The sequence below is a fragment of the Bacillus sp. FSL K6-1033 genome, assembly GCF_038630765.1.
GTDB lineage: Bacteria > Bacillota > Bacilli > Bacillales > Bacillaceae > Bacillus > Bacillus altitudinis.
In genome coordinates, this window is sequence record NZ_CP152041.1 from 2435879 (window position 1) to 2459733 (window position 23855).

Sequence of the window (23855 nt, forward strand, 5' to 3'; positions counted from 1 at the left end):
GTCAGAAGTACAATATGTTTCAACATAAATTTATGCCTATTTACAAGCCGATATGATAAAAACTTGTTTTCTGATAGGAGGGGACACTTCATTATTTAATGGTCAGCATCTTATTTAAAGCGAGCAATGCCTCTTTCGTCGTCTCTTCATTCACTTGAATCAAACCGACTGGCTCTCCTTTTTCAATGCTTTCAAGTGACCATAGTAGATGAGGCAGATCAATACGGTTCATTGTCAAACATGGACACATATCTGGATTGAGGGATTCGATTTGTTTGTCAGGGTGCTGGTCAATGATGCGTTTCACTAAATTCATTTCTGTTCCAATGGCCCACTTGCTTCCTGCTGGTGCCTGCTTGATCGTATCAATAATAAATTTCGTTGAACCAGCTAGATCAGATGCCTTTACGACTTCATGCGTACACTCTGGATGAACAAGAATCTGTATGTCACGGTCTCGTTTTCTCGTTTGTTCAATATTCTCAATGGTAAATTTCTCATGAACAGAGCAATGACCTTTCCATAAAATCATTTTGATTCGATGAAGCGGTTGGTCGGTGATGAGCTTTTCTTCTATTTGATCCCAGACAGCCATTTCCTCTAGCGGAATCCCTAAATCATAGGCCGTGTTACGCCCTAAATGCTGATCAGGAAGAAAAAGAATCCGCTCTTTTTGGGTCAGCGCCCACTCCAATACTTTTTTAGCGTTTGAAGATGTGACAGTCGATCCGCCATGTTTGCCGACAAATGCTTTAATATCAGCCGTTGAGTTTACATAAGTCAGTGGAAGGATCGTATCTCCAAACAGCTCAGTGAGCTTATCCCACGCCCTGTCTGTTTGTTTCATATTCGCCATATCTGCCATTGAACAACCTGCTCTCATATCTGGCAAAAAGACGTGCTGATTCTTTTTTGATAGCATATCGGCCGTTTCTGCCATAAAATGAACCCCGCAAAATACAATGTATTCTGCTTCGTGATTGTCAGCAGCAATTTGTGCAAGCTGCAATGAATCACCTGTCACATCAGCAAATTGGATGACTTCATCTTTTTGATAATGATGACCTGGTATAAAAAGCTTTGATCCAAAGGCGCGTTTAATTTCTAATACTCTCTCTTTCATTTCATCATAAGAGCGCTGTTTATATTCATCTGGCATCATGGCTGTATGCTGCGCTGCTAACACATCAAGCATGGACATGAGTCGTTCCCCCTTTATGGCTGAATTCCATATTCATACTAAAATCGAATGATGGAGCAGAATGTGTGAGGAATCCAAGTGAAATAAGGTCTACACCTGTCCCCCGGTAGTTAGCCACATTCTCCAACGTGATACCGCCTGATGCCTCTGTCAATATGGTTTCAGGGGTCATTTGTTTAAAGCGCTTCACTTCGTCTGGAGAGCAGTTGTCAAACATGATGACATCTGCTTTGGCATCAATGGCTTCCATCAGCTGTGCTTCTGATTCAATTTCCACTTCAATTTTCACCATATGACCGGCGTATGCTCTTGCTTTCTCCACAGCTTCCCTGATAGAACCACAAGCCGCAATATGATTATCTTTAATCATCACCCCATCGGATAAGCCGAAACGATGATTCTTTCCGCCTCCGACTTTTACTGCGTACTTCTCCAGCATGCGCAAACCGGGTGTCGTCTTTCTCGTATCACAAATCGTAATAGATGGATCAGCTAATCGCTCTACTGCTTCATGCGTTAGTGTAGCAATCCCTGTCATTCTTTGCAGGATATTCAACACCACCCGCTCCCCTTTCAGCAAGTCGTTGACGGGGCCTGTTATTTGTGCCAGTACAGCCCCTTCATGAATCCAATCACCTTCCTGGAAGAACAGCTCAGTTTGAACTTGTTCATTCAGCAGTTTGTATCCCATATCAATGACTTGCGTCCCGGCCAATACGCCTGATTGTTTCGCCATGATGTAAGCTGTTCCTTTCTTGTCTCCAAAGATGGCATCAGCGGATACATCTCCAAACCCAATATCTTCTTTTAAAAAATGAGTGAGCATTTGCTTTAACTGTAAACGTTCCATTTGGCACCAATCCTTTCATTTTTTACGATATAAATTTGGCCCTGTTCATGTACAATCTGTTTTGCTCGCCACGAAGCATCGTGCCGATTTGGATAATCGGTGCGATAATGACCGCCCCTGCTTTCTGTTCGGAGTAATGCAGATTTGACAAGGCATATGGCTAAAGCCCATTGATTAGTTATTTCGATCTGTTCATTTGTGATATTCTTCACATTGATTTGCTGAAAAGAGACTTGTTCTAAATGATCGAGCAAAGTCTGTAAGCCTTTCTCATCTCTCACAATTGCGGCATATGCTGTCATCCATTTTCTGAGCTGAGCCAGTGACACCGTTGGGACAGACCATACTTCTTGAATGGAAGGAGCAAGGTTTTTATCTTGCCAGGTTTGCAACCGCTCAATATACCGTGCTGCGTTGTTTCCTAGAACGAGACCTTCTAAGAGCGAATTACTTGCCAGTCGATTGGCGCCGTGTAAACCTGTACAAGCAGCTTCACCAATGGCGAAAAGTGATGGAACTGTTGTTTCTCCATGTTCATTCACCTTAATTCCACCCATTAAAAAGTGCATACCGGGTGAAACTGGCAGCCTTCCGCTTGCCATATCCACTCCCGCACGCTGACACATCGAAGCAATCGCAGGAAAACGTGCAGAAAAATGCGGAATATCACGGATGTTCAGATAAATGGAATGACCGAGTTGCTGCTCATGGAAAATAGTCCTTGCCACCACATCTCTAGGCGCTAAATCGCTCTGCGGGTGGATTCCTTTCATGATCCGCCTGCCTGATTCATCTTCTAAATAGGCGCCCTCCCCCCTGACTGCCTCTGATACGAGACCGATCGCTTTACCTGAAGTGGTCAAAAGGGTCGGATGGAATTGCAAAAATTCGAGATCTACTAGCTGTGCCCCTGCGCGATAGGCCATCATCAGACCATCTCCTGTCACAGACGGATCATTTGTGTTTGTTTCATATAAGGAACCACAGCCGCCAGTGGATAATACAACTGCATCTGCGGTCATTGTATGTACATGACCTTTTTCGTCTTTCCACACAACACCGGTACATACCCCTTCATGAACTAATAGATCCATGACATGATGATTTTCGTATACATGAATGTGTGAGCCGAGCTTCCCTTTCAAAAACTGCACGAGGGTTTTTCCCGTTTGATCTCCTCCTGCATGCAGAATACGATGGGTCGTATGGGCTCCCTCTTTACCTAACTGCGGAATTCCCGTTTCATCTCGATCAAATGGGCAGCCCTCTTCTACGAGCTTCTTTACAAGATCTTTTCCATGACGGACGATCTCCTGTACAGTTTTGTCATCATTGTGACCACACCCCGCAGCTAAAGTGTCTTGCACATGCTGATCGACAGAATCATGTGCGGAAAAGGCTGCAGCGATTCCCCCTTGTGCGAGCATGGAATTACTAGAGGAAAATTGTTTTTTTGTCATCATGATGACTTGGCAGTTCTCTGAGATCGTATTCACAAAGGAAAGAGCCGCAATGCCCGACCCCACCACAATGACTTTTTTGATAGATGACACAATTGCCCCTCCTGTCATTTACACCTGTCTTGACACATATCATTACACAACACTACAATAAATACAAGAAAAAATTTTCACACAGGAGATGGATGGATTTGATTTATTTAGATTATGCAGCTTCTACACCTGTTTCTGAGGAATCACTGCATGTATTTCAGCACTTGAGCAAAGAATGTTACGGAAATGCGAGCAGCCTGCATGATGCAGGAGGAAGAGCAAATGAAATCTTGGCTTACAGCAGACAATCACTTGCAGCGATTCTAGGGGGCGAACCTGATGGTATTTACTTTACAAGTGGCGGAACTGAATCCAATATCCTTGCGATTCAATCGATCATAAATGGGCTACCTCCACATAAACAGCATGTCATTACCACATCAGTAGAGCACCCTTCCGTTCATCATGCGGTCAATGCCTTGCAGCGTCTCGGTGTGAAGGTGACGGTCATGGAACCGAATCAAGAAGGAATTATCACAAAAGAGATTCTCAAACAGGCTCTATTGCCTGAAACCGGACTAGTATCCATCCAGCATGCCAACTCAGAAACTGGGATTATTCAGCCATTAGCTGAATTAGCGACGCTCTTAAAAGAAAGAGATATTCTTTTTCATACAGATGCAGTGCAGACATTCGGAAAAATGCATGTGTCGATTAAAGAACTTGGGGTTGATGCCCTCTCCATTTCGAGTCATAAAGTGTATGCACCTAAGGGCGCCGGTGCTGTCTATATGGGAGCACATGTCCCTTGGAAGCCTATATATCAACATACTGTACAGGAAAATGGTCTACGCCCAGGGACAGTGAACGTTCCATGTATCGGTGCTTTTGTTGCCGCGAGCGAGCAAATCATGCTGAAAATAGAGCATCAGCAGCAGCTGGATATTCAGCTTCGTGATTATTTTCTTCAGCAGCTAAAAAAAAGGCAGCTGCCTGTCCGCATGCTGCAAGAAAATGACCAGCGCCGCACGCTCCCTCATATTATTGGTTGTTTTTTTGAAGGGTTTGAAGGACAATATGTAATGTTAGCTTGTAACCGGCAGGGAATTTGTATATCTACTGGAAGTGCATGCGCTTCTGGTTATCATCACCCTTCCCCTGCTGTAAAGGCATTACATGTATCAGATCGTGATGCCCTTCAATTCATTCGACTATCATTTGGACGAGGATCATCAAAGGATGACATCGATCAGCTTTTGCATACATTTGAGCGCTTGCAAAAGGAGAAGAAAGGAGCATAAAACGTGGAACAAGAGAGAAAACTCATTGGCGAAGAAAGAAGAAACGCCATTTTAAAGTGGCTGAAAGAGACAGATACACCACTCACCGGAAGTTTTTTAGCCAAAAAAGCCGCTGTCTCACGACAAGTCATTGTACAAGATATTTCATTACTCAAAGCAAAAAACGAACCCATTATTGCCACAAGCCAAGGCTATGTGTATATGGCGCAGCATACACCGGAAACTGAAATTGAACAGATTATCGCTTGCAAGCACGATCCTCATCGTACAGAAGAGGAGCTGACACTGATTGTAGACTACGGTGTAACGGTGAAAGACGTGATGATTGAGCACCCTGTCTACGGGGAGCTAACGGCCTCTATTCGAGTGAGTACGCGCAAACAAGTGGCTGACTTCGTTCATCATATTTCTAATACAGGCGCCTCCTACTTATCAGAGCTGACAGACGGCGTACACTTACATACCCTTACTTCCTACAGCCAAAAGCAGCTTGACCAAGCCATTCAAGCGCTTGATGACGCTGGATTTCTCATTAAAGACTAAAAAAATAGTGTCCCCTGCAGGACACTATTTTTCATTCGTTAATTCATATGTTTGATAGCTGCCGAGTAGTTTCACTTCACAGCCAATCGCTTCTAATTCTTGAATGGCGCCAGGGACAAGTACATCATCCATCTCTTTTTCGATATCAATGATAAATAAATAGTGTCCAAGGCCTGTTTTTGTCGGACGCGATTCAATTTTGGACAAATTGAGATTCCGCCATGAAAAAGCTGATAACACGCGGTGCAATGCACCAGACTGATCATCCTTTGGCAGGCTGACAACAATGGTTGTTTTTGGCTTTGAAGAAAAACCAGAATTCATTGGGAACGATGCCTTCGCCTCTTTATGTAAAATAACAAAGCGTGTATGATTGTGCGGATAATCATGAATGTCTTTTTTCGCAATCGTCAATCCGTACGTTTTTGCGGCGATTTCATTCGCAATCGCACCAACAGCCTCATCTGGATGCTCACTGATGTATTTTGCTGCATAGCCTGTTGATTCCACTGGCCGATGCGGAATATCAGGGAACTGCCTCTTCAAAAATTGATGACACTGCGCAATGGCGTGCGGATGTGACTGAATCACATCTAATGTCTCCCAGCTCTCCGCTCTCGATGGATGGACAAGCAGGTGCTGACGAATCGGTGCTGTCATTTCGCCCACAATGGACAAAGCGTCCTCATGAATTAAATAATCAATCGTTAAGTTCACAGATCCTTCGAGTGCATTTTCAAGTGGAACGACCGCCAAATCTACTTCTCCCTTTGACACGGCATCCATACATTGCGGAATGGTTGCATAAGCCCGTTGCTCTGCTTCTTTTGGAAAACAAGAACAGACAGCCAAATGAGTAAATGTGGCCTCTGGTCCAAAGTAACCTACCGTTAATTGCTTCATCTGCTATGATCTCTCCTTTTACGCCCCAGAACCTAGAATTTCAACTTTTTCGACAAATTCAAGTTTTCTTAATTGATTCATGACTGTATTGATATCATCTGCCATGCCGGCCGTACTGATCGACAGGGTAACATTCGCTCTTCCTTGCAGCGGAATCGTTTGGTGAATGGATAACACATTACAGCCAGAGTCAGCCACAATTTGCAGCAGCCTAGACAGAGCCCCAGACCGATCCTCCAGGTGGAAAAACAATGTGATGATCTGCTCTTTGACCATAGTATAAAATGGAAAAACAGCATCTCGATATTTATAAAAAGCACTGCGGCTTAAATCCGCTTTTTGAACAGCATCAGCAACTGAATCCGCTTTTTTGCGATCGAGAAGCTTTTTGACTTCAAGCGTTTTTCGCATCGCATCCGGAAGTACATCCTCTCTTACTAAATAGAACGTTTCTTCTTTCACCTGTTTTCTCCCCTTTTAAAAACGGGAGAGCCCATGAACTGGACCCTCCTTTTGATCAATCGATAAATTCAAATTCAAATTCAAGCAGACGAATGATGTCTCCATCTTTTGCACCACGTTCACGCAGGGCATCATCAACGCCCATTCCGCGCAGCTGTCTAGAGAATCGTTTCACTGACTCGTCTCTTGAGAAATCTGTCATCTTAAACAGTCGCTCAAGTGCTTTACCAGTTAAGACAAACGTACCATCAGGATCTCTTGAGATCTCAAATGCTGCTTCTCCTTCATCAAACTTGTACATCACACGGTTATCAGAGAGCTCTTCTTCATTGTAGAGCGGGAATTCCGGTGTTGTTTCAAGCTGATTGGCGATTTCAAATAAGAGCTCACGAAGCCCTTCTCTTGTGATCGCACTAATTGGGAATACTTTATAGTCATCTGTTAATTTTTCTTTAAATGCCGCTAGATTGTCAGCTGCATCCGGCATGTCCATTTTGTTCGCTACAATGATTTGCGGACGCTCTGTCAATCTCATATTGTATTGCTCAAGCTCTTCATTGATCGTCACGTAATCTTCGTATGGGTCACGCCCTTCAAGTCCAGACATATCAATGACATGGACAATGACACGTGTACGTTCAATGTGGCGTAAAAATTGATGACCTAAGCCAACACCTTCGTGCGCTCCTTCGATCAGTCCTGGCAGATCCGCCATGACAAAGCTTCGGTTATCGTCTGTTTCAACAACTCCGAGGTTTGGCACAAGCGTTGTAAAATGATAATCCGCAATTTTTGGTTTCGCAGAAGAGACAATCGAAAGCAGCGTTGACTTCCCGACACTTGGGAAACCAACAAGTCCAACATCTGCAAGTACTTTTAATTCTAAGATGACGTCACGTTCTTTACCTGGCTCACCGTTTTCAGACAGCTGTGGTGCAGGGTTTGCTGGTGTTGCGAAGCGTGAATTTCCACGTCCGCCACGTCCACCTTTGGCAATCACAGCCCGCTGTCCATGCTCTGTCAAGTCAGCTAGTACTTGTTCCGTCTCAGCATCTGTCACTACTGTACCCGGCGGAACTTTAACAATCATTTCTTCCGCATTTCGGCCATGCTGGTTTTTACTCATTCCATGCTCACCGCGGTCCGCCTTGAAATGACGCTTATAACGAAAGTCCATTAACGTTCTAAGTCCTTCGTCTACTTCAAATACTACATCTGCACCATTTCCGCCGTCGCCGCCTGCTGGCCCGCCTTTTGGCACATATTTTTCACGACGGAACGCCACCATACCGTTTCCGCCGTCACCGCCTTTAACATACACTTTAACCTGATCTACAAACATAACTTCCTCCGTTTCTCTGCATCACATATCTCGTTCTTGCCTCAAACAAAGCTCAATCATGGACTCGTGATTCGTCACATGAAATTGCGTTATACTCATACATGGATAGTTTGCGTCATGAAACGCATTTAACGCATCCAAACTTGTTAATTTTCCTTTGAAATCAAAATATAAGATCACATCATTCTCTTCATGATCCGTTTGGAAAGTGACCGTTAAATGATTTTCAGTTTTTTGGCAAACTGATTGATCGAATATCGAAAACAACTCCTGTGATACCGTTAGCAGCTGCGATTCATATGCTGATAAGTCTCGGGTTTCACCAAGCACTTCATATTCTAGGGTGATAAAATGCGACTCCCAATTAAAGGTTAGAAAGTAATAGGCCAATTGGGGAATTTTTAAATTTGAGAGTTTGGATTCATGCTGTGCTTCAATGACCATTTCTTCTATTATTTCGAACACTCGGTCATATTTTTCTAATGTCAAGTTGCCTTTGATTAACTGCAATTTATTCATCCAGTCGTGTCTTGAACGACTAAGCAAATGGATCAATTCATTCGTTAATGCAACGTGAGTTAATTTTTCGTTTTGTTTACTTGGTATCTCTTCCATTATCGCACTCCCAATCGTTTGGTCTCTCTTTTAGGAGTCTTATCATCAATATGTCTCCCTGAATTATAACAGAGAAGACAGCTTAGAAAAACACTAGTTATGTGAGGAAAGGTTGTTTTTTCTGATCGTATAGGAGAAAATGAGGCAAAGTCAGCAAACATTCTTTGATATTTATGGAGTGCATCTTCTTTTATCATCTTCGGTACTACTTGTAAAAAGCGCAAAAGCTCCCTGAATAGTGAAAAAAACTCCAGTCAATGACCGGAGTTTTTAGCAATTATTGTGCCGCAGGATATACGCTCACTTTTTTACGGTCACGACCGAAACGTTCGAATTTAACTGTTCCGTCGATTTTAGCGAAAAGAGTGTCGTCGCCTCCGCGTCCAACGTTTTCACCTGGATAGATTTTCGTTCCACGTTGACGATAAAGGATAGAACCACCAGTTACGAATTGACCATCAGCACGTTTAGCGCCTAAACGTTTAGACTCAGAGTCACGTCCGTTCTTTGTAGAACCTACCCCTTTTTTAGATGCGAAAAATTGAAGATCTAATCTAAGCATGAAGTTCACCTCCTATTTTTTTGTAGATATTCTCACATAATCGTGATAATCTCGTTCAATTGTTTCTAAGGAAACGACCATGCCTTCTAAAAGCAACTGGGCTTTTTCAAAGGTGACTGGATCTGTATCAGCTGGCAGTTCAAAAGAGAAATACCCGCCTTCATCTCCAATATCAAGCAGTGGATCCATTCCTGTCAGTGCAATAATTGAATTGACTGACCCGAAAACAACAGCAGATACACCTGCACAAACGAGATCCTGACCTTTTTCAGCAAACTCGGCATGTCCAGTCATCTGAAAAGACGTAATGCTTTCATCTGCCGGCGACCGAGTAATGGTTGCTTTGATCATATCACTCACACGCCTTAAGCGTTGATTTTTTCGATAACAACTTTAGTGTAAGGTTGACGATGACCTTGTTTTTTGTGGTTGTTTTTCTTCGGTTTGTACTTGAACACAGTAATTTTCTTACCGCGACCTTGTTTTTCAACTTTAGCCGTTACTGTTGCTCCAGCAACTGAAGGGTTACCCACTTTGACAGTGTCTCCGCCGACAAACAATACGTTTTCGAAAGTAACTGTTTCACCTGCTTCAGCAGCTAGTTTTTCAACATAAACAGTTTGACCTTCTTCAACTTTTACTTGTTTACCACCAGTTTCGATAATTGCGTACATCTCTGCACCTCCTAATAAACTCAGACTCGCCGAATACAGGGGGCCAATAGGCACTTTACACCTGCTCCGCGCGGTTGTAGCACGGGTGCTACATATCCATAACATTAAAAAATATATCAAATTAGACGCTGAATGTCAATGTATTTTCACTATTAGTACGGCAAAAGAAGATCTTCCATGGAAGAGGTGGTTCTTCGATCTGAAAAATAAGCATGGAGCAATTCATTTTCATCGAGCTGGCTCATTTTCACACCATTCCGTTCGATAATAATGGGATGCTTACAGCCCCTTTGGAATCGCGCCATCACTTCATATATTTTCTCCTCAGCACTGGCTCTCAGCGGAATGAGTTTCTCTACCTTTTGCTCTTTTTTACCGTAATAACGTTCTAGTAAAAAACGTACCCTGATATAATGCCGCTGCCGGTGCTCCATCACAAGCGAGAAGGCTAAAAAAGTGAGCAGGATCCAGCCGTTGAATTGCAGCGGAGCAAAACAGAGTAACCCTGCTGTCAAAAGACCGAAAAAAATGAGAGAGCCTTTTATTGCAAGGGCATGTGCCTGTTGGAAAGGGTAAAAAACAGATAAGAGCAAAAAGAATAATTTCCCGCCATCAAGTGGCCAAATGGGCAAAAGGTTCACTAAAAAAATCGCTACATTATAAAAAGTAAACATCGTAAAGACGTCATATGAGATAAGTGAGGCTTCCATGAGAAGCCAGGCGACGAGCTGGAGCGGGACATGCTGAAGCGGTCCGCATAAAATGACCGCCAACTCTTCTTTTAGCGGACGGTTCCCATGCTCTTCTACTTCTACCGCCCCGCCAAATGGCAGTAAAAAAATCCGCCGAATCCGCCAGTGATAATAACAAGCAGCCGCTGCATGTCCAAGCTCATGGACACAGACGATGATGAGCAGACAAAGCAGCGGCTTAATTTGACCTGATAGCATGGCAAATGCCATGACTATCCAAAGGAGCGGGTGAACATGGACCTTTGTCAGCATGAGCAGCCATCTATTCAAAGGTCATCACCTGAATGGGATCAATAAACTGTTCATTTTGCTTAATGGCGAAGTAATATGTCCCCTTGCCTTGTTTATCAAGCGCAATTTGACCAATTTTTTCCCCTTTATCGACAAAATCGTATAAAGCCACATCAGCTTCTTTTAGTTGGCCGTACCAGCTGTAGCTGTTATCTGCATGCTGCACCACGACTGTGAGCCCCGTATCACTTTTCTTTTTCACTTCTACGACATAGCCTTCTTTCATACTATCGATGGCTTCAGCAGATGTTTCAACTTTCACTCCGGCACCATTTTGCGTAAAGGATTCCTGCACTTTTCCAGAGGCAGGGACAGCCAGCTCTTGATTGGCTTGTACGTCCTTTTGTCCTTCTTTTTTATCGGTTAAAAAGGCAAGTGGGTTTCCGACAGTCTTTTCAAACCACCGATTGGCGGCGGCAAATTGAAAATCTTGCTCAAAGGTTTGACTGATGATCGGCTTCAGCTGCTGAAAAGGCCCCGCCTGCCCTTTAAATGAAATAGCGGCAATCAGTACAAGAGAGGCAGAAAGTAAACATTTAAGCACAAATGTATTTGAATGAAATAACGGATGGCGAAATTTTTTCGGCTGATGAGAAGTTGACTCGTAGGAAGCCGAGCCAGAATGCTTTTCTTCTTCTGTTAACATGACCCATGGCGGAATATCATCTTTCTTCTTGAAAGCTGCCTTCTTAGGGGCAGCAGCTGGCTGCTTCATTTTGCGGCGCTGCGCTATTTTCTTTCGATACTCGTCCACTCTTTTCATAAGATCACCCTTTACATACAAACAGTTTGTACATTTTATGTGACGACCTCATATGATATGCAACAAAAAGACCGATTCTCATCGAATCGGTCTCATCTCACGTGAATCATTATGCTCTTACACCGAAAAATGCTTTCAGCTTTGCAAACATCCCTTTGTTTTCTTCTTCAAAGGATTGAAGAGGAACAGATTCACCTAGTACGCGGCGAGCAATATTGCGATACGCAATGGAAACTTTATTTTTAGCATCCATGACAATCGGTTCACCATTGTTTGAAGCCTTAATGACATCATCATCATCGGCTACAATGCCGAGAAGATCAATTGATAAATGATGGACAACTTCATCCACATCCATCGAATCGCCATTTTTCGCCATGTGTGTACGAATGCGGTTCACAATCAAACGAGGCGGTTCAATATCCTCTTGTTCCAGCAAGCCGATAATTCGGTCTGCATCTCTCACAGCTGAGATTTCAGGTGTCGTGACCACAATCGCTTTGTCAGCACCTGATACAGCATTTTTAAAGCCTTGCTCAATTCCAGCAGGGCAATCAATGACAACATAATCAAAGTCTTGTTTCAATGATTGAATTAATTCTTTGATCTGCTCCGGCTCTACCGCCGTTTTATCGCTTGTTTGAGCAGCAGGTAAAAGATACAACAGATCCTCGAACCGCTTATCCTTCACAAGCGCTTGGTGAATCTTGCATCTTCCTTCTACTACATCGACTAGATCATAAATAATGCGGTTTTCAAGCCCCATCACGACATCTAAATTCCGAAGGCCGATGTCGGTATCAACTAGACACACTTTTTTTCCTTGAATTGCTAGTGCTGTGCCTAAGTTTGCAGATGTTGTTGTTTTGCCAACGCCGCCTTTTCCTGAGGTAATCACAATAGCCTCGCCCAATTTCACATTCCTCCCTCAAGCCTTGTCAGATTAGGTCTTATATGAGCCAATTGCTGCAGGCGTTCAATGATCATATTGCCATCTATATCTAAATAAGCACATTCCATTTCATTTCCATCTTCTTTTTGATCCGGTGCACGGTTAAACACCTGTGCGATGCGAAGCTGGGTTGGAATCATATGAGATGCCGCAATCACAGCTTGTTTGTTTCCATTACATCCAGCATGCGCTACACCTTTTAATGCACCGAGCACAAAAATATTCCCCCCTGCACGAATGGTTCCGCCAGGGTTGACATCTCCTATTAATAAAAGATCCCCTTCGACATAAAGCACCTGTCCAGAGCGTACAATTTTTGCTACAGAAGTAATCTCAGCCTCTGCTTTTAAACGTCTCGCCTCTTCAGTTGACATGACGTCACTTTCAATAGAGTGAATGACGAGATGTTCATTTTCAGACACCGCTTCAGTTAAACGCGCCTCTTGATCCTCTGTTAAATATCGAAAACCAAGTTTAATATGCACATTGACTTTATGTCCTTCTCTTCCATCTGTATATTGCTCAAGTAAAAGAACCTCTCGCAAGCCAGAAAGAAGGTCTTCAAACGAACAGTCATCATTTAACTGTAATGTTAATCCGTTTTTTGTACCTTTTATTGTCACATACTGCTGTTTTTGAGTTTTCAAGATGCTCACCTCAACAACATACTCATTTCGCCGTAATTGGACAAACTCCTGCTTTTATTCGTCGATCAGTCCTTGTTTCACATTGATGAAAAAGAGCCTAAGCGGCACAACAAGTATGAGAGACGCAGCAGTATTTAAAAGAATCGTTGGAATAAAGCGTTCGATGACATACGTATTAAAAGGCATAATACCTGGTTGAATCGTCGCTTGAACGCCGTAAACATAAAACTCCATCACTGCAACAGCAATCATCGATAGAAAGACAACGACTAACATATTCGTTTGGAGAACTTTGAAGGCTTTTGCTAACAAATAGCAGAGCGCACCAAAGCCAAACATATGAACACCAAGAATACCTGTATACGAAATATCATATAAAAGTCCAAAGATAAATCCATAAATCACACCATATTTTTGATTCACAAAAGCTGTCATAAATACAAGTGCGAGTAAGATGAAATGAGGTGCTAAAATTTGATTGTCTGAAACAAATGGGAGCTTCACTAAATCGACAAAAATACTGTCAAATACGAAAATAAACAACATGACGAAAGCAAGAAGGACACGTTTCACGAGCCTTCCTCCTTCGTTAATTGAGATGCATCTGCCGTACTTGTGCTGCGATTCACAACAATCACGCGGTCTAAATTATTGAGTTCAGCAGCTGGTTCTACATAAATAATTTTTGTCAGTCCGTAATGGTCCGGCTCAATTTCGCTTACCTTTCCAATCGTCAAGCCCTGCGGGAATACGCCCCCTGCTCCAGATGTTTCAACAAGATCTCCTTTTTTGACATCCCCATCAGCATCGGATTTTAAAATGTTCATTGTCAGCATTTTTTTCTTGCTGTCATAACCGTTAATAATTCCATTGAGTTCTTCTTTGCCCTTTTTCGCAAAAATTTTCGTTGAAATTCTATTATTTTGATCTGTAGAGCTTAGCAACCTTACAGTCGACGTAAAATTGTTGAGCTTATCACTTTCAATTTTCCCAATTAACGCACCACTCTCATTGGTGACCGCCATATCTTTTTCAACGCCTTGTTTTTTCCCTTTATCAATCATGACAAAACTATCCCAAAGGGACGGGTTTCTCGCAATGACTGTTGAAAGAATGGGCGTGTAGTCACGAATAGAGTTCACATATCCGAGCTGCTTGCGAAGCTTTTTGTTCTCATCTTCTAGTTCTTGAAGTTTCGCCTCATATTGGGTTTGTCCATCAAGTTTTTTTCGAAGACGCTCGTTTTCATCATATGTGTTCTTTAAATCTTGTACGTTCCCATAAATACCGGCAATAAATTGTGATGGTTTATGAAAGACACCTTGAAAAAAGCCTGTCGTATCCCCCACTAATTTTTCCGGCCATGAAGCACCTCTGCCGCTTTTCACTGAAAAACCAATCATGGCCACCAGTACGATGACACAGACAAGGAGCAACATTAATCTTTTATTCATAAAAAACTGCGGCATGTCTTACACCTCTTTATTTACGCCCAATTATCGATTATCTTTAGATTTTCCTTTGAACAAGTGAATATGTTCTAGTGCTTTCCCTGTTCCGATCGCCACACAGTCAAGCGGATCTTCAGCAATAATGACAGGCATTTTTGTTTCATCACTAATGACTTTGTCAAGATTACGCAGCAATGCACCACCGCCTGTTAAAACGATTCCACGGTCCATAATATCTGCTGCCAGCTCAGGTGGCGTTTTTTCAAGTGTCATTTTGACCGCATCGACAATTGTTTCCACCGTATCGCGAAGCGCTTTTGCAATTTCTTCTGCCGTAATAGAGATCGTTTTTGGCAGACCTGTTAAAAGGTCACGGCCGCGAATGTCCATCTCATCATGTACGTCAGGCTGCGCAGAACCGATTTCCATTTTAATCGCTTCTGAGGTGCGATCACCAATCATAAGATTATACGTTTTACGAATGTAGCTGCTGATCGCATCATCCATTTCGTCTCCTGCAACACGGATCGATTGAGATGTCACAATACCGCCAAGTGAAATAATGGCTACTTCTGTTGTACCGCCGCCAATATCTACAACCATGCTTCCAGTTGGCTCCCATACAGGAAGGTTAGCACCGATTGCCGCAGCAAATGGCTCTTCAATAGGGTATGCGTCACGAGCACCAGCTTGTCTTGTTGCATCAATGACTGCACGCTCTTCTACTGCTGTAATACCAGATGGTACACACACCATCACGTACGGTTTACGAGCAAAAAGCCCTTTACCTTTTAATGCTTGATTAATGTAATATTTCATCATTGTTGCTGTCGTCTCGTAGTCTGCAATGACTCCGTCTTTCATTGGGCGCAGTGCCACAACATTACCAGGTGTACGACCTATCATGTTTCTAGCGTCATTTCCAACCGCCACTATAGACTTCGTATCAGTTTCCAAAGCTACGACCGAAGGTTCTCTCACAACAATGCCTTTTCCTTTAATAAAAACAAGCGTATTCGCTGTTCCAAGATCTATTCCAAGGTCTTTTGTACCAATTCCAAACATATGTATGTATCTTCCTTTCTTAAACCAAAATTCCCTTTAGGGAAAAACTCATAAACTCTATTATATCGTAAAACATTGAAAAAAAAAGTGTTACAAATACCCTTTTTCCTTCAAACTCACAAATTTTTGATCACCGATCACTAGATGATCAAGCAGCTGTATTCCAATCAGCTTTCCACATTCAAAAAGTCGCTGTGTGACTTCAATATCTTCCCTGCTGGGCGTCGGATCTCCAGATGGATGGTTGTGCACACATATAAATGAAGCGGCCGAACGTTTAAAGGCCTCTTTAAAAATTTCACGCGGGTGAACAATCGACGAATTTAGACTTCCGATAAACACAGTATGTTTATGAAGAACTTGATTTTTGGTATTGAGATAAAGACAAACGAAATTCTCCTGCGTCAAAAATCTCATATCTTCCATCACAAAATTCGCACCATCTTCCGGCGTGCGGATCACATAACGATTGTCCGTCGTTTGATGGTGTAATCTAGTGCCGAGTTCTAAAGCAGCTAAAAGAGAGATCGCCTTCGCTTTTCCAACTCCTCGAATCTTTGACAATTCTTCAATCGAAGCTTCCTTCACAGAACGAAGACCACCAAATGTTTGCAAAAGTCTTGCGGACACTTGAAGAACTGATTCCTTTTTTGTGCCTGTTCTCAAAAGAATCGCGACAAGTTCATGGTTTGATAAGCTGCTTGGTCCATATTTGACAAATCGTTCGCGCGGCTTTTCATCATGAGGAAAATGCTTCAGCAGCATAGGGAAATGATTCAAGATCTACACTCCTTTTTTGATTCCTTCCCGTCATCAAAAAGGGGTGATACCAAATGTTTCAAGCACTCTGACTGTTTTAGCAATAGGGAGTCCTACAACGGAAAAATAATCACCGTCTATTTTTTGTACAAACAGTGCACCTTTTCCTTGAATGCCGTAGCTTCCAGCTTTATCAAGAGGCTCACCGGTTTCAATATAGCGGTCTATTTCATCTTGTGTAAGCGGCCAAAATGTCACGTCTGTCTGTTCATAAAATGTTTCTTTTCTATTCTCTGATTGAATCGTGACACCAGTCAAGACTTGATGTGTCTTACCTGACAATAATTGAAGCATTGAGGCTGCATCTTCCTTGTCTTTTGGCTTTCCAAGACATTTGCCATCAATTGCAACAATTGTATCTGCACCAATGATCACAGCTTTGGGATGTATTTTTTGAATATCATTTGCTTTTTGTTCTGCCAACCATTGGACGTTCTCAGCAGGAGAAAGGTTTCGATTTATTTCTTCTTTTAAATCACTTGCTTGAATGTCATAAGAAAACCCTGCTAAATCAAGCAATTCTTTTCTTCTAGGTGATTGAGATGCGAGTATTAACTGGTTCATGTTTGTTCATCCTTTCAGGGGTTAGCCTAAGAAGTAAGATACCCATTCATCCTATCAAATGAACATCTTACCGACAATTAACGAAAATGCCATTTTCATGTTCCTACATCATTATGTTGGAAGCAAAAGAAAAAAACTAGTCATTTTTAGACTAGTTTGGCTGTTAAAAACATGATTTTACGTATTTAGTTGATCTAATAGCGCTTGCTGAGATTTCCAGCCATTTTCAGCAGATGGGTCATTTAAAAGCTGTACAGCTTTCAGCAAACTGCTTTTGGCTGGTGCATCGGTTGTTTTGGCATTTTCAAGCTCAGAAATCAACTGAGTGACTTCTTTTTGATCCACATCTTCTCCTGCAATCACCTTAGAGGATAAGACAGATGCCTTCTCTATTAAACCTGTCAGCTCATCCGGCACTTGAAATGAGAGCTCTTTTCCTCCCCATGCTTCAAAATGCTGATCGATCAATTTTTTCCCAACGGCACTTGTCATGCCTTGTTCTGTGGCAAGTCCGGCAATAACATAATAGCCATCATCCATTGATACCTTTTTACCTGCATATCCTGCCTCTTTTAAACTGTCAACTAAGTCATCTGCTCCTTTTTCAGAAGAAAACTTTCCAGCCTGCACCACAAAGGTTGAAAAATGACCTGATGCACTTTTTTCACCTTCATTGTCCTTTGACGTATCTGCAAGATCAGCCGGTGGTGCATCTCCCCCAGCTTTCGCCGAAGGCCCGCTTCCAGATGCTGAGACGCTGATATGATCGCCTCCTGATGAATTGGCAGATTCATCTTTACTTAAACTTAGTGCAAATACACCGAGGCCTGTCCCTAGAACGACTGCAAACACAATCGTTGTCATCACTCGTTTGAAGGGACCGCGGTTTTTACTGAACTTCTGTTCAAAAGAACCTTTTTTCTTTTGATAAGGTGTGACGACCTTTGGATCCGAATGGTAAATGTGATCAGCTGCATCGTCCCATTGAAAATCTTCTTCTTTCGGTTTAGACGGTTCTTCCCCGGAAGCGGCTGTCTCCTGTTCCGACTGCCTCTTTTCCTCCCAGTTCGAAAACGTCACTTGATCCTCTTGCTGTTTTTGAGGCTGATGCTCTTCTTCATGCAGCATTTCTTCCTTGCCATTAATATTGACCTTTAACCCTTGTTTTTTTGCCTGCCTTTTTTTCACTGTCATTCCCCGCTTTCTGACATTGTTTGTAAGAAAGACCTTTCTGTCCAATGAAATAGCGCGAATGTAACCCGTCCTTCTTTCTGTTTCACACTTTAACATAGCCAATAAAAAAAAGAACAAGACTTTTGTCGGCAGGTTCAAAAAGTGTTCGCCAATTTTCTCATCCGAAAAAATTACGAATTGGGTTTAACAGATCACCACAAAAAAGATAAAACCAGAAAGAACAAGCGATGGCAGGAACAAAAGGAAAGGGTTCATTTGCCTTGTAAGAAAACACCTTTGCGTAAACCATTCCCGTGACAGAGGAAAGAAAAAGAATGATCAGAAACGGCTTAAATCCGAAGCAAAATGCAAATACACCAAATAGTTTGACATCCGCTCCCCCCATACTATTTGGCTTGAAATGTTCTAAACTATAAAACAAAAGAAGACAAATAAGAAGAGATGCCGCTCCTTCCCACCAAATAAAAAGCGGTTCTAGCGTGCGGTATATGACGAAAAGAGGAAAAAAGAAGAGAAAGAGCTCGTTGGGTACTCTCATATAAAAAAGATCGCTCACGACAGCAATCACGAATAAACTACATAGACTCACAAGAAAAAGGCCCTCAAAAGAGAAACCAGCATGTCTATAAACGAGTAAAAAAAGGCCGCCTGTCAACAGCTCAACCATTGGATAAAGCAAAGAGAGCCGGGTTCCACAATGCTTACATGACCCTTTCAATACAATATAAGAAAAAAGCGGGAGCATGTCGTGAAAAGAAAGCGGCTCTTTACAAGCTCCGCAGTGTGAACGAGGAAAAAGAATAGATCGCTTCATTGGAAGCCTCTCACCAACTAGATGAAAAAATGACCCCATGACCATGCCTGTGAAAAACATAAAAAAATCAATCAAATTAGGTGACTCCTTCCGGAAATAGAATAGACCGGATTGTACCATAGCGATTCACCTTTGATCACCTTGCGAAAAAGTGATTTTCCCCCTCTCCTACATATCAAAAGAAAAAAGACGCACATTGCATAGAAGCAATTTGCGTCTTTTCCTTACTGTAAAATACGACTTCGTACATCTGAGATAAAATAAAGGGAACCTGTCACCAGAATCATTGCTGAAGGGTCATCTCTTTTTTTCTGAATGAAGTCAAGCACTGCACGAGGGTCTTCATCAAACGATTTTGCTTCTAAATGACTGCAAGCATAAAGCTTTTCCGCTGACTCAGCTCTTGGAAAGTCAAAGGAAACAAAATGAATCGATGAACTAATCCTTTCAAGCTTTTCGATCATTTGTTTGTAAGGTTTATCTTTTAACGCACTAAAACATACATGAACCTGTTTACTAGAAAAATGAGCTTGTACAGTTTCGATTAAACGGTCCATTCCTTCTGCGTTATGAGCACCATCTAAATAAACAAGAGGCTGATCTTGGACCTTTTCAAATCTTCCAGCCCACACCGCCTGCCGAATTCCTTCATACACTTGCTCATTTAGCACATGGATATATCCTTCTTGCTCCAGCCATTCGATCAGTAGAACGGCAAGGGAGGCGTTCTGCATTTGATGCGTTCCGATTAACCCTGTCTCTAGCTGCGAGTACTCCCTTTTTGGGGTAGTGAATGTGAAGCGTTCACCTGTTTCCGTCGGCTGCTGGTCCTTAAAGGTACAAGTATCATGTAACGAGATAAACGGCGCATTCTTTTCTTCGGCTTTGTGTTGAATCACAGTAAGAGCATCCGCTTGATGAACGGCCGTGATCATCGGAATCCCAGCTTTAATAATGCCAGCTTTTTCTGCTGCAATCTGATCAAGTGTGTCGCCTAAAATGGCCATATGATCGTGACCAATCGACGTAATTGCTGTTAAGATGGGCGCTGCCACATTTGTAGAATCAAGTCTTCCGCCAAGTCCTGTTTCCAAGAGGACAAAGTCTACTTGGTGCACATGGGCAAAATAAGCAAACGCACATGCTGTAATGATCTCAAACTCTGTTGCTGCACCAAGCTCTGTATCATCTAATTCTTCAACTAAAGGCTTGATTTCGTTCACCAAACTCAGCCACTCTTCGTCCAAAATCGGCTCCCCATTAACACTAATTCGTTCATTGAACGTTAAAATAAATGGCGAGGTGAAGGTTCCAACTGAATAGCCCGCTGACTGTAAAATGGATCGAGTAAATGCAATCGTTGATCCTTTTCCATTTGTTCCAGCTACATGCACCGCTTTTATTTTTTGTTCAGGATGGTCTAGTCTGTCCATCAGCCATTTCATTCGTTCAAGTCCCGGTTTGACACCGAAAGCGAGTCTGCTATGAATCCATTCAATGGCTTCATGATAGGTTGTAAACAATGTCATCTCTCATTTCATACGAAATTTTCAAAAAAGACGACTCCAATTCATTAGGAGCCGTCTTTTCACTCTTATGCTTTCAGCTCTTCAATACGCTTTTGAACAGCTTCGCGTTTTGCAACATAATCACGTTCTTTCGCACGCTCTTCTTCTACGACACTTTCAGGCGCTTTTTTCATAAAGCCTTCATTGCCAAGCTTTTTCTGAACTCGTTCCACTTCTTTTGTCAGTTTATCAAGCTCTTTTTGAAGACGGGCAATTTCTTCATCTAAGTTGATTAAGCCTTCAAGCGGCAGAATGAGTTCTGCTCCAGAAATAACAGCCGTCATCGCTTTATCACTAGCTGGGACATCTGTGCCAATTTCAAGTACACTTGGGTTCGTGAAGCGCTCAATATATGAACGATTTTTCTCTAAACGTTCCTGAACATCAGACGTAGATGCTTTAATGTAAAGCTCAACTTGTTTGCTCATTGGCGTGTTCACTTCACTGCGAATGTTACGAACAGAACGAATCAGCTCAACAAGCAGCTTCATATCAGCAGAAGCTTGTTCGTTGGAAAGCTCCGGCTTCACTTCAGGCCATGCCGCTACAGTAATGGACTCACCTTCATGAGGTAGATGCTGCCAGATTTCTTCTGTTAAGAACGGCATAAACGGATGTAGAAGTCTCATCGTTTGATCTAATACATACGCAAGGATCGAACGAGTCGTTTTCTTCGCTGCTTCATCTTCTCCATAAAGCGGAAGTTTCGCCATTTCAATATACCAATCACAGAAATCATCCCAAATGAAGTTGTATAAATGTCTGCCCACTTCACCGAATTCATACTTGTCAGCAAGCTGTGTGACACTTTCAATTGTTTCATTTAAGCGTGTTAAAATCCATTGATCAGCAACTGATTTTTCTCCTGTCAAATCAAGCTCATCGTACGTTAAACCATCCATATTCATGAGAGCAAAACGGGATGCGTTCCAAATTTTGTTTGCAAAGTTCCAAGTGGATTCAACCTTTTCAAAGCTAAAACGTAAATCTTGACCTGGAGAGCTTCCAGTCGCTAAGAAATATCTCAATGAATCCGCACCGTACTTGTCGATGACCTCCATTGGATCAATTCCGTTGCCAAGTGACTTACTCATTTTACGCCCTTGTTCATCGCGGATAAGACCGTGAATGAGGACATCTTTGAACGGTTTTTCTCCTGTGAATTCAAGACCTTGGAAGATCATACGAGATACCCAGAAGAAGATGATGTCATAGCCTGTTACAAGCAGATTGGTTGGGTAGTAGCGCTTGAAGTCTTCACTTTCTGCATCTGGCCAGCCCATTGTAGAGAAAGGCCAAAGCGCTGAACTAAACCATGTATCAAGTACATCGTTATCTTGCTCCCAGTTTTCAATATCTTCTGGCGCATCAAGTCCCACGTATACTTCCTTCGTTTCTTTATGATACCAAGCCGGGATGCGGTGTCCCCACCATAGTTGACGAGAAATACACCAGTCACGAATGTTTTCCATCCAGTGTAAATACGTCTTTTCAAATCGGTCTGGAACAAATTGAACTTGCTCATCACCTTTTTGCAGATTGATGGCTTCATCTGCGAGCGGCTGCATTTTCACAAACCATTGTGTTGATAAATATGGCTCCACTACAGCGCCACTGCGCTCACTGTGACCAACTGAATGCATGTGGTCCTCAATTTTGAACAAAATGCCTTCTTCTTGAAGATCTTTCACAAGCTGTTTACGACATTCGAAGCGGTCCATTCCTTTGTATTGAAGTGCGTTTCCATTCATTGTGCCATCTTCATTCATCACAAGAATGCGCTCTAGGTTATGACGGTTTCCAAGCTCGAAGTCATTCGGGTCATGAGCCGGCGTTATTTTTACAGCTCCTGATCCAAATTCCATATCGACATAGTCATCCCCAACGATTGGAATCTCTCGGCCTGTAATTGGTAAAACAACTGTTTTCCCAATCAAATGCTGATAGCGTTCATCTTCAGGATGTACAGCGACTGCCGTATCTCCCAGCATCGTTTCAGGTCTTGTTGTCGCAATTTCAATCGAACCTGATCCATCTGCAAGCGGATATCTCAAGTGATAAAACGCACCTTGCACATCCTTGTAGATGACTTCAATATCAGAAAGGGCCGTTTTTGTTGCTGGGTCCCAGTTAATGATGTATTCTCCGCGATAGATCAATCCTTTTTCATACAATTGAACAAACACTTGGCGGACTGCTTTATTCAAGCCTTCATCTAATGTGAAACGCTCACGCGAATAGTCTAGACCTAGACCCATTTTCGCCCACTGGCTACGAATAAAATCGGCATACTCTTCTTTCCACTTCCACGTTTCTTCTACAAATTTTTCACGTCCGAGATCATAGCGGCTCACACCTTCTTCGCGAAGCTTCGCCTCTACCTTTGCTTGTGTTGCAATACCCGCATGGTCCATTCCTGGTAGCCATAAAACATCATAGCCCTGCATCCGTTTCATACGAGTCACGATGTCTTGAAGAGTTGAATCCCAAGCATGCCCTAAGTGTAATTTTCCTGTCACGTTTGGTGGAGGAATGACGACTGTATATGGATCTTTCGTTTTGTCATTTTGTGCTTCGAAGAATTTCCCTTCAAGCCAGTACGTATAGCGGTCTTTTTCAATCGCATTTGGATCGTACTTTGTTGGCATTTCTTGATTATTTGTTCCCATTTGTGTTACCTCCACATTTTTTCGGCTGATGAAACATAAAAAAAGCCTTTTCATCCTTATAAAAGGACGAAAAAGCTTTTTCGCGGTACCACCTTTTTTCACGAAACACTTAGACGTGTCCCGTACTCTCTAAAGGATAACGGGGATCTCCCGAATTTCTCTACTACATGTTTCAAGAAATTAAGCTCACAGGCGACCTTCCAAACAAGTGCATCCTAGAAAACCTTTCAGCTATTGGTTTCCCTCTCTTTAGGGGCTTGCTCGTACTCTTCCTGATCCACGCTTACGATATATCACGTTCATCAGCTTATACTCATCTTTTATTAATATTACTAAATGCCTTTTGTTTTCGTCAATCAT

The 23855-nt window shown here is 42.5% G+C and carries 25 protein-coding genes and 2 other annotated features; of the genes, 2 read left to right on the top strand and 23 right to left on the bottom strand.

Annotated elements, in window-relative coordinates; all coding sequences use genetic code 11:
- Positions 1 to 91 precede the first annotated feature (91 nt).
- From nadA to nadB, 3 genes are read right to left on the bottom strand one after another with little or no spacing between them, the layout of a single operon-like run.
- Positions 92 to 1201 (bottom strand): quinolinate synthase NadA, encoded by a 1110-nt coding sequence (nadA, locus tag MHH31_RS12500; RefSeq protein WP_047947110.1) that lies wholly within the window; start codon positions 1199 to 1201, stop codon positions 92 to 94.
- Positions 1188 to 2051, bottom strand: coding sequence for a carboxylating nicotinate-nucleotide diphosphorylase (gene nadC / locus MHH31_RS12505; protein ID WP_017367720.1), 864 nt, complete (start codon positions 2049 to 2051; stop codon positions 1188 to 1190). The genes nadA and nadC overlap by 14 nt, the downstream gene beginning before the upstream one ends.
- Entirely contained in the window at positions 2033 to 3604 is a 1572-nt protein-coding gene (nadB, locus tag MHH31_RS12510) for an L-aspartate oxidase (protein WP_342494854.1), read from the bottom strand. The genes nadC and nadB overlap by 19 nt, the downstream gene beginning before the upstream one ends.
- Positions 3605 to 3696: 92 nt before the next feature.
- Between nadB and MHH31_RS12515 the strand changes: the two genes are divergently transcribed.
- Positions 3697 to 4845: an IscS subfamily cysteine desulfurase gene (locus MHH31_RS12515; RefSeq protein WP_342494855.1), complete on the top strand. Its 1149-nt coding sequence runs from the start codon at positions 3697 to 3699 to the stop codon at positions 4843 to 4845.
- A gap of 3 nt (positions 4846 to 4848) precedes the next feature.
- The gene (locus tag MHH31_RS12520; protein ID WP_024718395.1) at positions 4849 to 5388 is read left to right on the top strand and encodes a transcription repressor NadR; all 540 of its coding nucleotides are present in this window, start codon (positions 4849 to 4851) and stop codon (positions 5386 to 5388) included.
- 24 nt (positions 5389 to 5412) lie between these two features.
- Here the strand turns inward: MHH31_RS12520 and pheA are convergent, their stop codons facing one another.
- The 20 genes from pheA to MHH31_RS12620 form a co-directional block, all read right to left on the bottom strand.
- Positions 5413 to 6291: a prephenate dehydratase gene (gene pheA / locus MHH31_RS12525; protein WP_039167032.1), complete on the bottom strand. Its 879-nt coding sequence runs from the start codon at positions 6289 to 6291 to the stop codon at positions 5413 to 5415.
- 18 nt (positions 6292 to 6309) lie between these two features.
- On the bottom strand, positions 6310 to 6753 hold the full coding sequence (locus MHH31_RS12530; protein WP_008342790.1) for an ACT domain-containing protein: 444 nt from the start codon (positions 6751 to 6753) through the stop codon (positions 6310 to 6312).
- Positions 6754 to 6808: 55 nt separating this feature from the next.
- Positions 6809 to 8095, bottom strand: coding sequence for a GTPase ObgE (gene obgE / locus MHH31_RS12535; protein WP_007501521.1), 1287 nt, complete (start codon positions 8093 to 8095; stop codon positions 6809 to 6811).
- 21 nt (positions 8096 to 8116) lie between these two features.
- Entirely contained in the window at positions 8117 to 8710 is a 594-nt protein-coding gene (locus MHH31_RS12540; RefSeq protein ID WP_342494856.1) for a sporulation initiation phosphotransferase B, read from the bottom strand.
- A gap of 277 nt (positions 8711 to 8987) precedes the next feature.
- Entirely contained in the window at positions 8988 to 9272 is a 285-nt protein-coding gene (rpmA, locus tag MHH31_RS12545) for a 50S ribosomal protein L27 (protein ID WP_003216586.1), read from the bottom strand.
- Between the two features lie 12 nt (positions 9273 to 9284).
- Positions 9285 to 9623, bottom strand: a complete 339-nt coding sequence (locus tag MHH31_RS12550; RefSeq protein ID WP_007501524.1) for a ribosomal-processing cysteine protease Prp — start codon at positions 9621 to 9623, stop codon at positions 9285 to 9287.
- A gap of 14 nt (positions 9624 to 9637) precedes the next feature.
- Positions 9638 to 9946 carry a 50S ribosomal protein L21 gene (gene rplU, locus MHH31_RS12555; protein ID WP_003216781.1) on the bottom strand — a complete coding sequence of 103 codons (309 nt, stop codon included), beginning with the start codon at positions 9944 to 9946 and terminating at the stop codon, positions 9638 to 9640.
- Between the two features lie 12 nt (positions 9947 to 9958).
- Positions 9959 to 10032 (bottom strand) — a sequence feature (ribosomal protein L21 leader region).
- Positions 10033 to 10098: 66 nt separating this feature from the next.
- Positions 10099 to 10968, bottom strand: a complete 870-nt coding sequence (locus MHH31_RS12560; protein WP_342494857.1) for a M50 family metallopeptidase — start codon at positions 10966 to 10968, stop codon at positions 10099 to 10101.
- Entirely contained in the window at positions 10961 to 11752 is a 792-nt protein-coding gene (locus MHH31_RS12565; RefSeq protein ID WP_342494858.1) for a M23 family metallopeptidase, read from the bottom strand. Before MHH31_RS12565 ends, MHH31_RS12560 begins: the two co-directional genes overlap by 8 nt.
- Positions 11753 to 11861: 109 nt before the next feature.
- Positions 11862 to 12665: a septum site-determining protein MinD gene (minD, locus tag MHH31_RS12570; RefSeq protein ID WP_017358134.1), complete on the bottom strand. Its 804-nt coding sequence runs from the start codon at positions 12663 to 12665 to the stop codon at positions 11862 to 11864.
- 2 nt (positions 12666 to 12667) lie between these two features.
- Positions 12668 to 13351, bottom strand: a complete 684-nt coding sequence (gene minC / locus MHH31_RS12575) for a septum site-determining protein MinC (protein ID WP_007501533.1) — start codon at positions 13349 to 13351, stop codon at positions 12668 to 12670.
- Between the two features lie 54 nt (positions 13352 to 13405).
- Positions 13406 to 13924: a rod shape-determining protein MreD gene (mreD, locus tag MHH31_RS12580; RefSeq protein ID WP_008342803.1), complete on the bottom strand. Its 519-nt coding sequence runs from the start codon at positions 13922 to 13924 to the stop codon at positions 13406 to 13408.
- Complete coding sequence (gene mreC, locus MHH31_RS12585) at positions 13921 to 14820, bottom strand: rod shape-determining protein MreC (protein ID WP_007501536.1); 900 nt, start codon at positions 14818 to 14820, stop codon at positions 13921 to 13923. The genes mreD and mreC overlap by 4 nt, the downstream gene beginning before the upstream one ends.
- Positions 14821 to 14847: 27 nt before the next feature.
- On the bottom strand, positions 14848 to 15867 hold the full coding sequence (locus tag MHH31_RS12590) for a rod shape-determining protein (protein WP_007501538.1): 1020 nt from the start codon (positions 15865 to 15867) through the stop codon (positions 14848 to 14850).
- Between the two features lie 90 nt (positions 15868 to 15957).
- Entirely contained in the window at positions 15958 to 16632 is a 675-nt protein-coding gene (gene radC, locus MHH31_RS12595) for a DNA repair protein RadC (RefSeq protein ID WP_026050121.1), read from the bottom strand.
- Positions 16633 to 16680: 48 nt separating this feature from the next.
- A complete protein-coding gene (locus MHH31_RS12600; protein WP_007501543.1) occupies positions 16681 to 17250 on the bottom strand; it encodes a Maf family protein in 570 nt (189 codons plus the stop codon).
- 177 nt (positions 17251 to 17427) lie between these two features.
- Complete coding sequence (locus MHH31_RS12605) at positions 17428 to 18444, bottom strand: SPOR domain-containing protein (protein WP_342494859.1); 1017 nt, start codon at positions 18442 to 18444, stop codon at positions 17428 to 17430.
- Positions 18445 to 18601: 157 nt separating this feature from the next.
- Positions 18602 to 19333 (bottom strand): prepilin peptidase, encoded by a 732-nt coding sequence (locus MHH31_RS12610; RefSeq protein ID WP_342494860.1) that lies wholly within the window; start codon positions 19331 to 19333, stop codon positions 18602 to 18604.
- Positions 19334 to 19482: 149 nt separating this feature from the next.
- Positions 19483 to 20787: a folylpolyglutamate synthase/dihydrofolate synthase family protein gene (locus MHH31_RS12615; RefSeq protein ID WP_327861936.1), complete on the bottom strand. Its 1305-nt coding sequence runs from the start codon at positions 20785 to 20787 to the stop codon at positions 19483 to 19485.
- Positions 20788 to 20852: 65 nt separating this feature from the next.
- Complete coding sequence (locus tag MHH31_RS12620; RefSeq protein WP_047946288.1) at positions 20853 to 23495, bottom strand: valine--tRNA ligase; 2643 nt, start codon at positions 23493 to 23495, stop codon at positions 20853 to 20855.
- Between the two features lie 59 nt (positions 23496 to 23554).
- Positions 23555 to 23784: a binding site (T-box leader), on the bottom strand.
- Between the last annotated feature and the right edge of the window lie 71 nt (positions 23785 to 23855).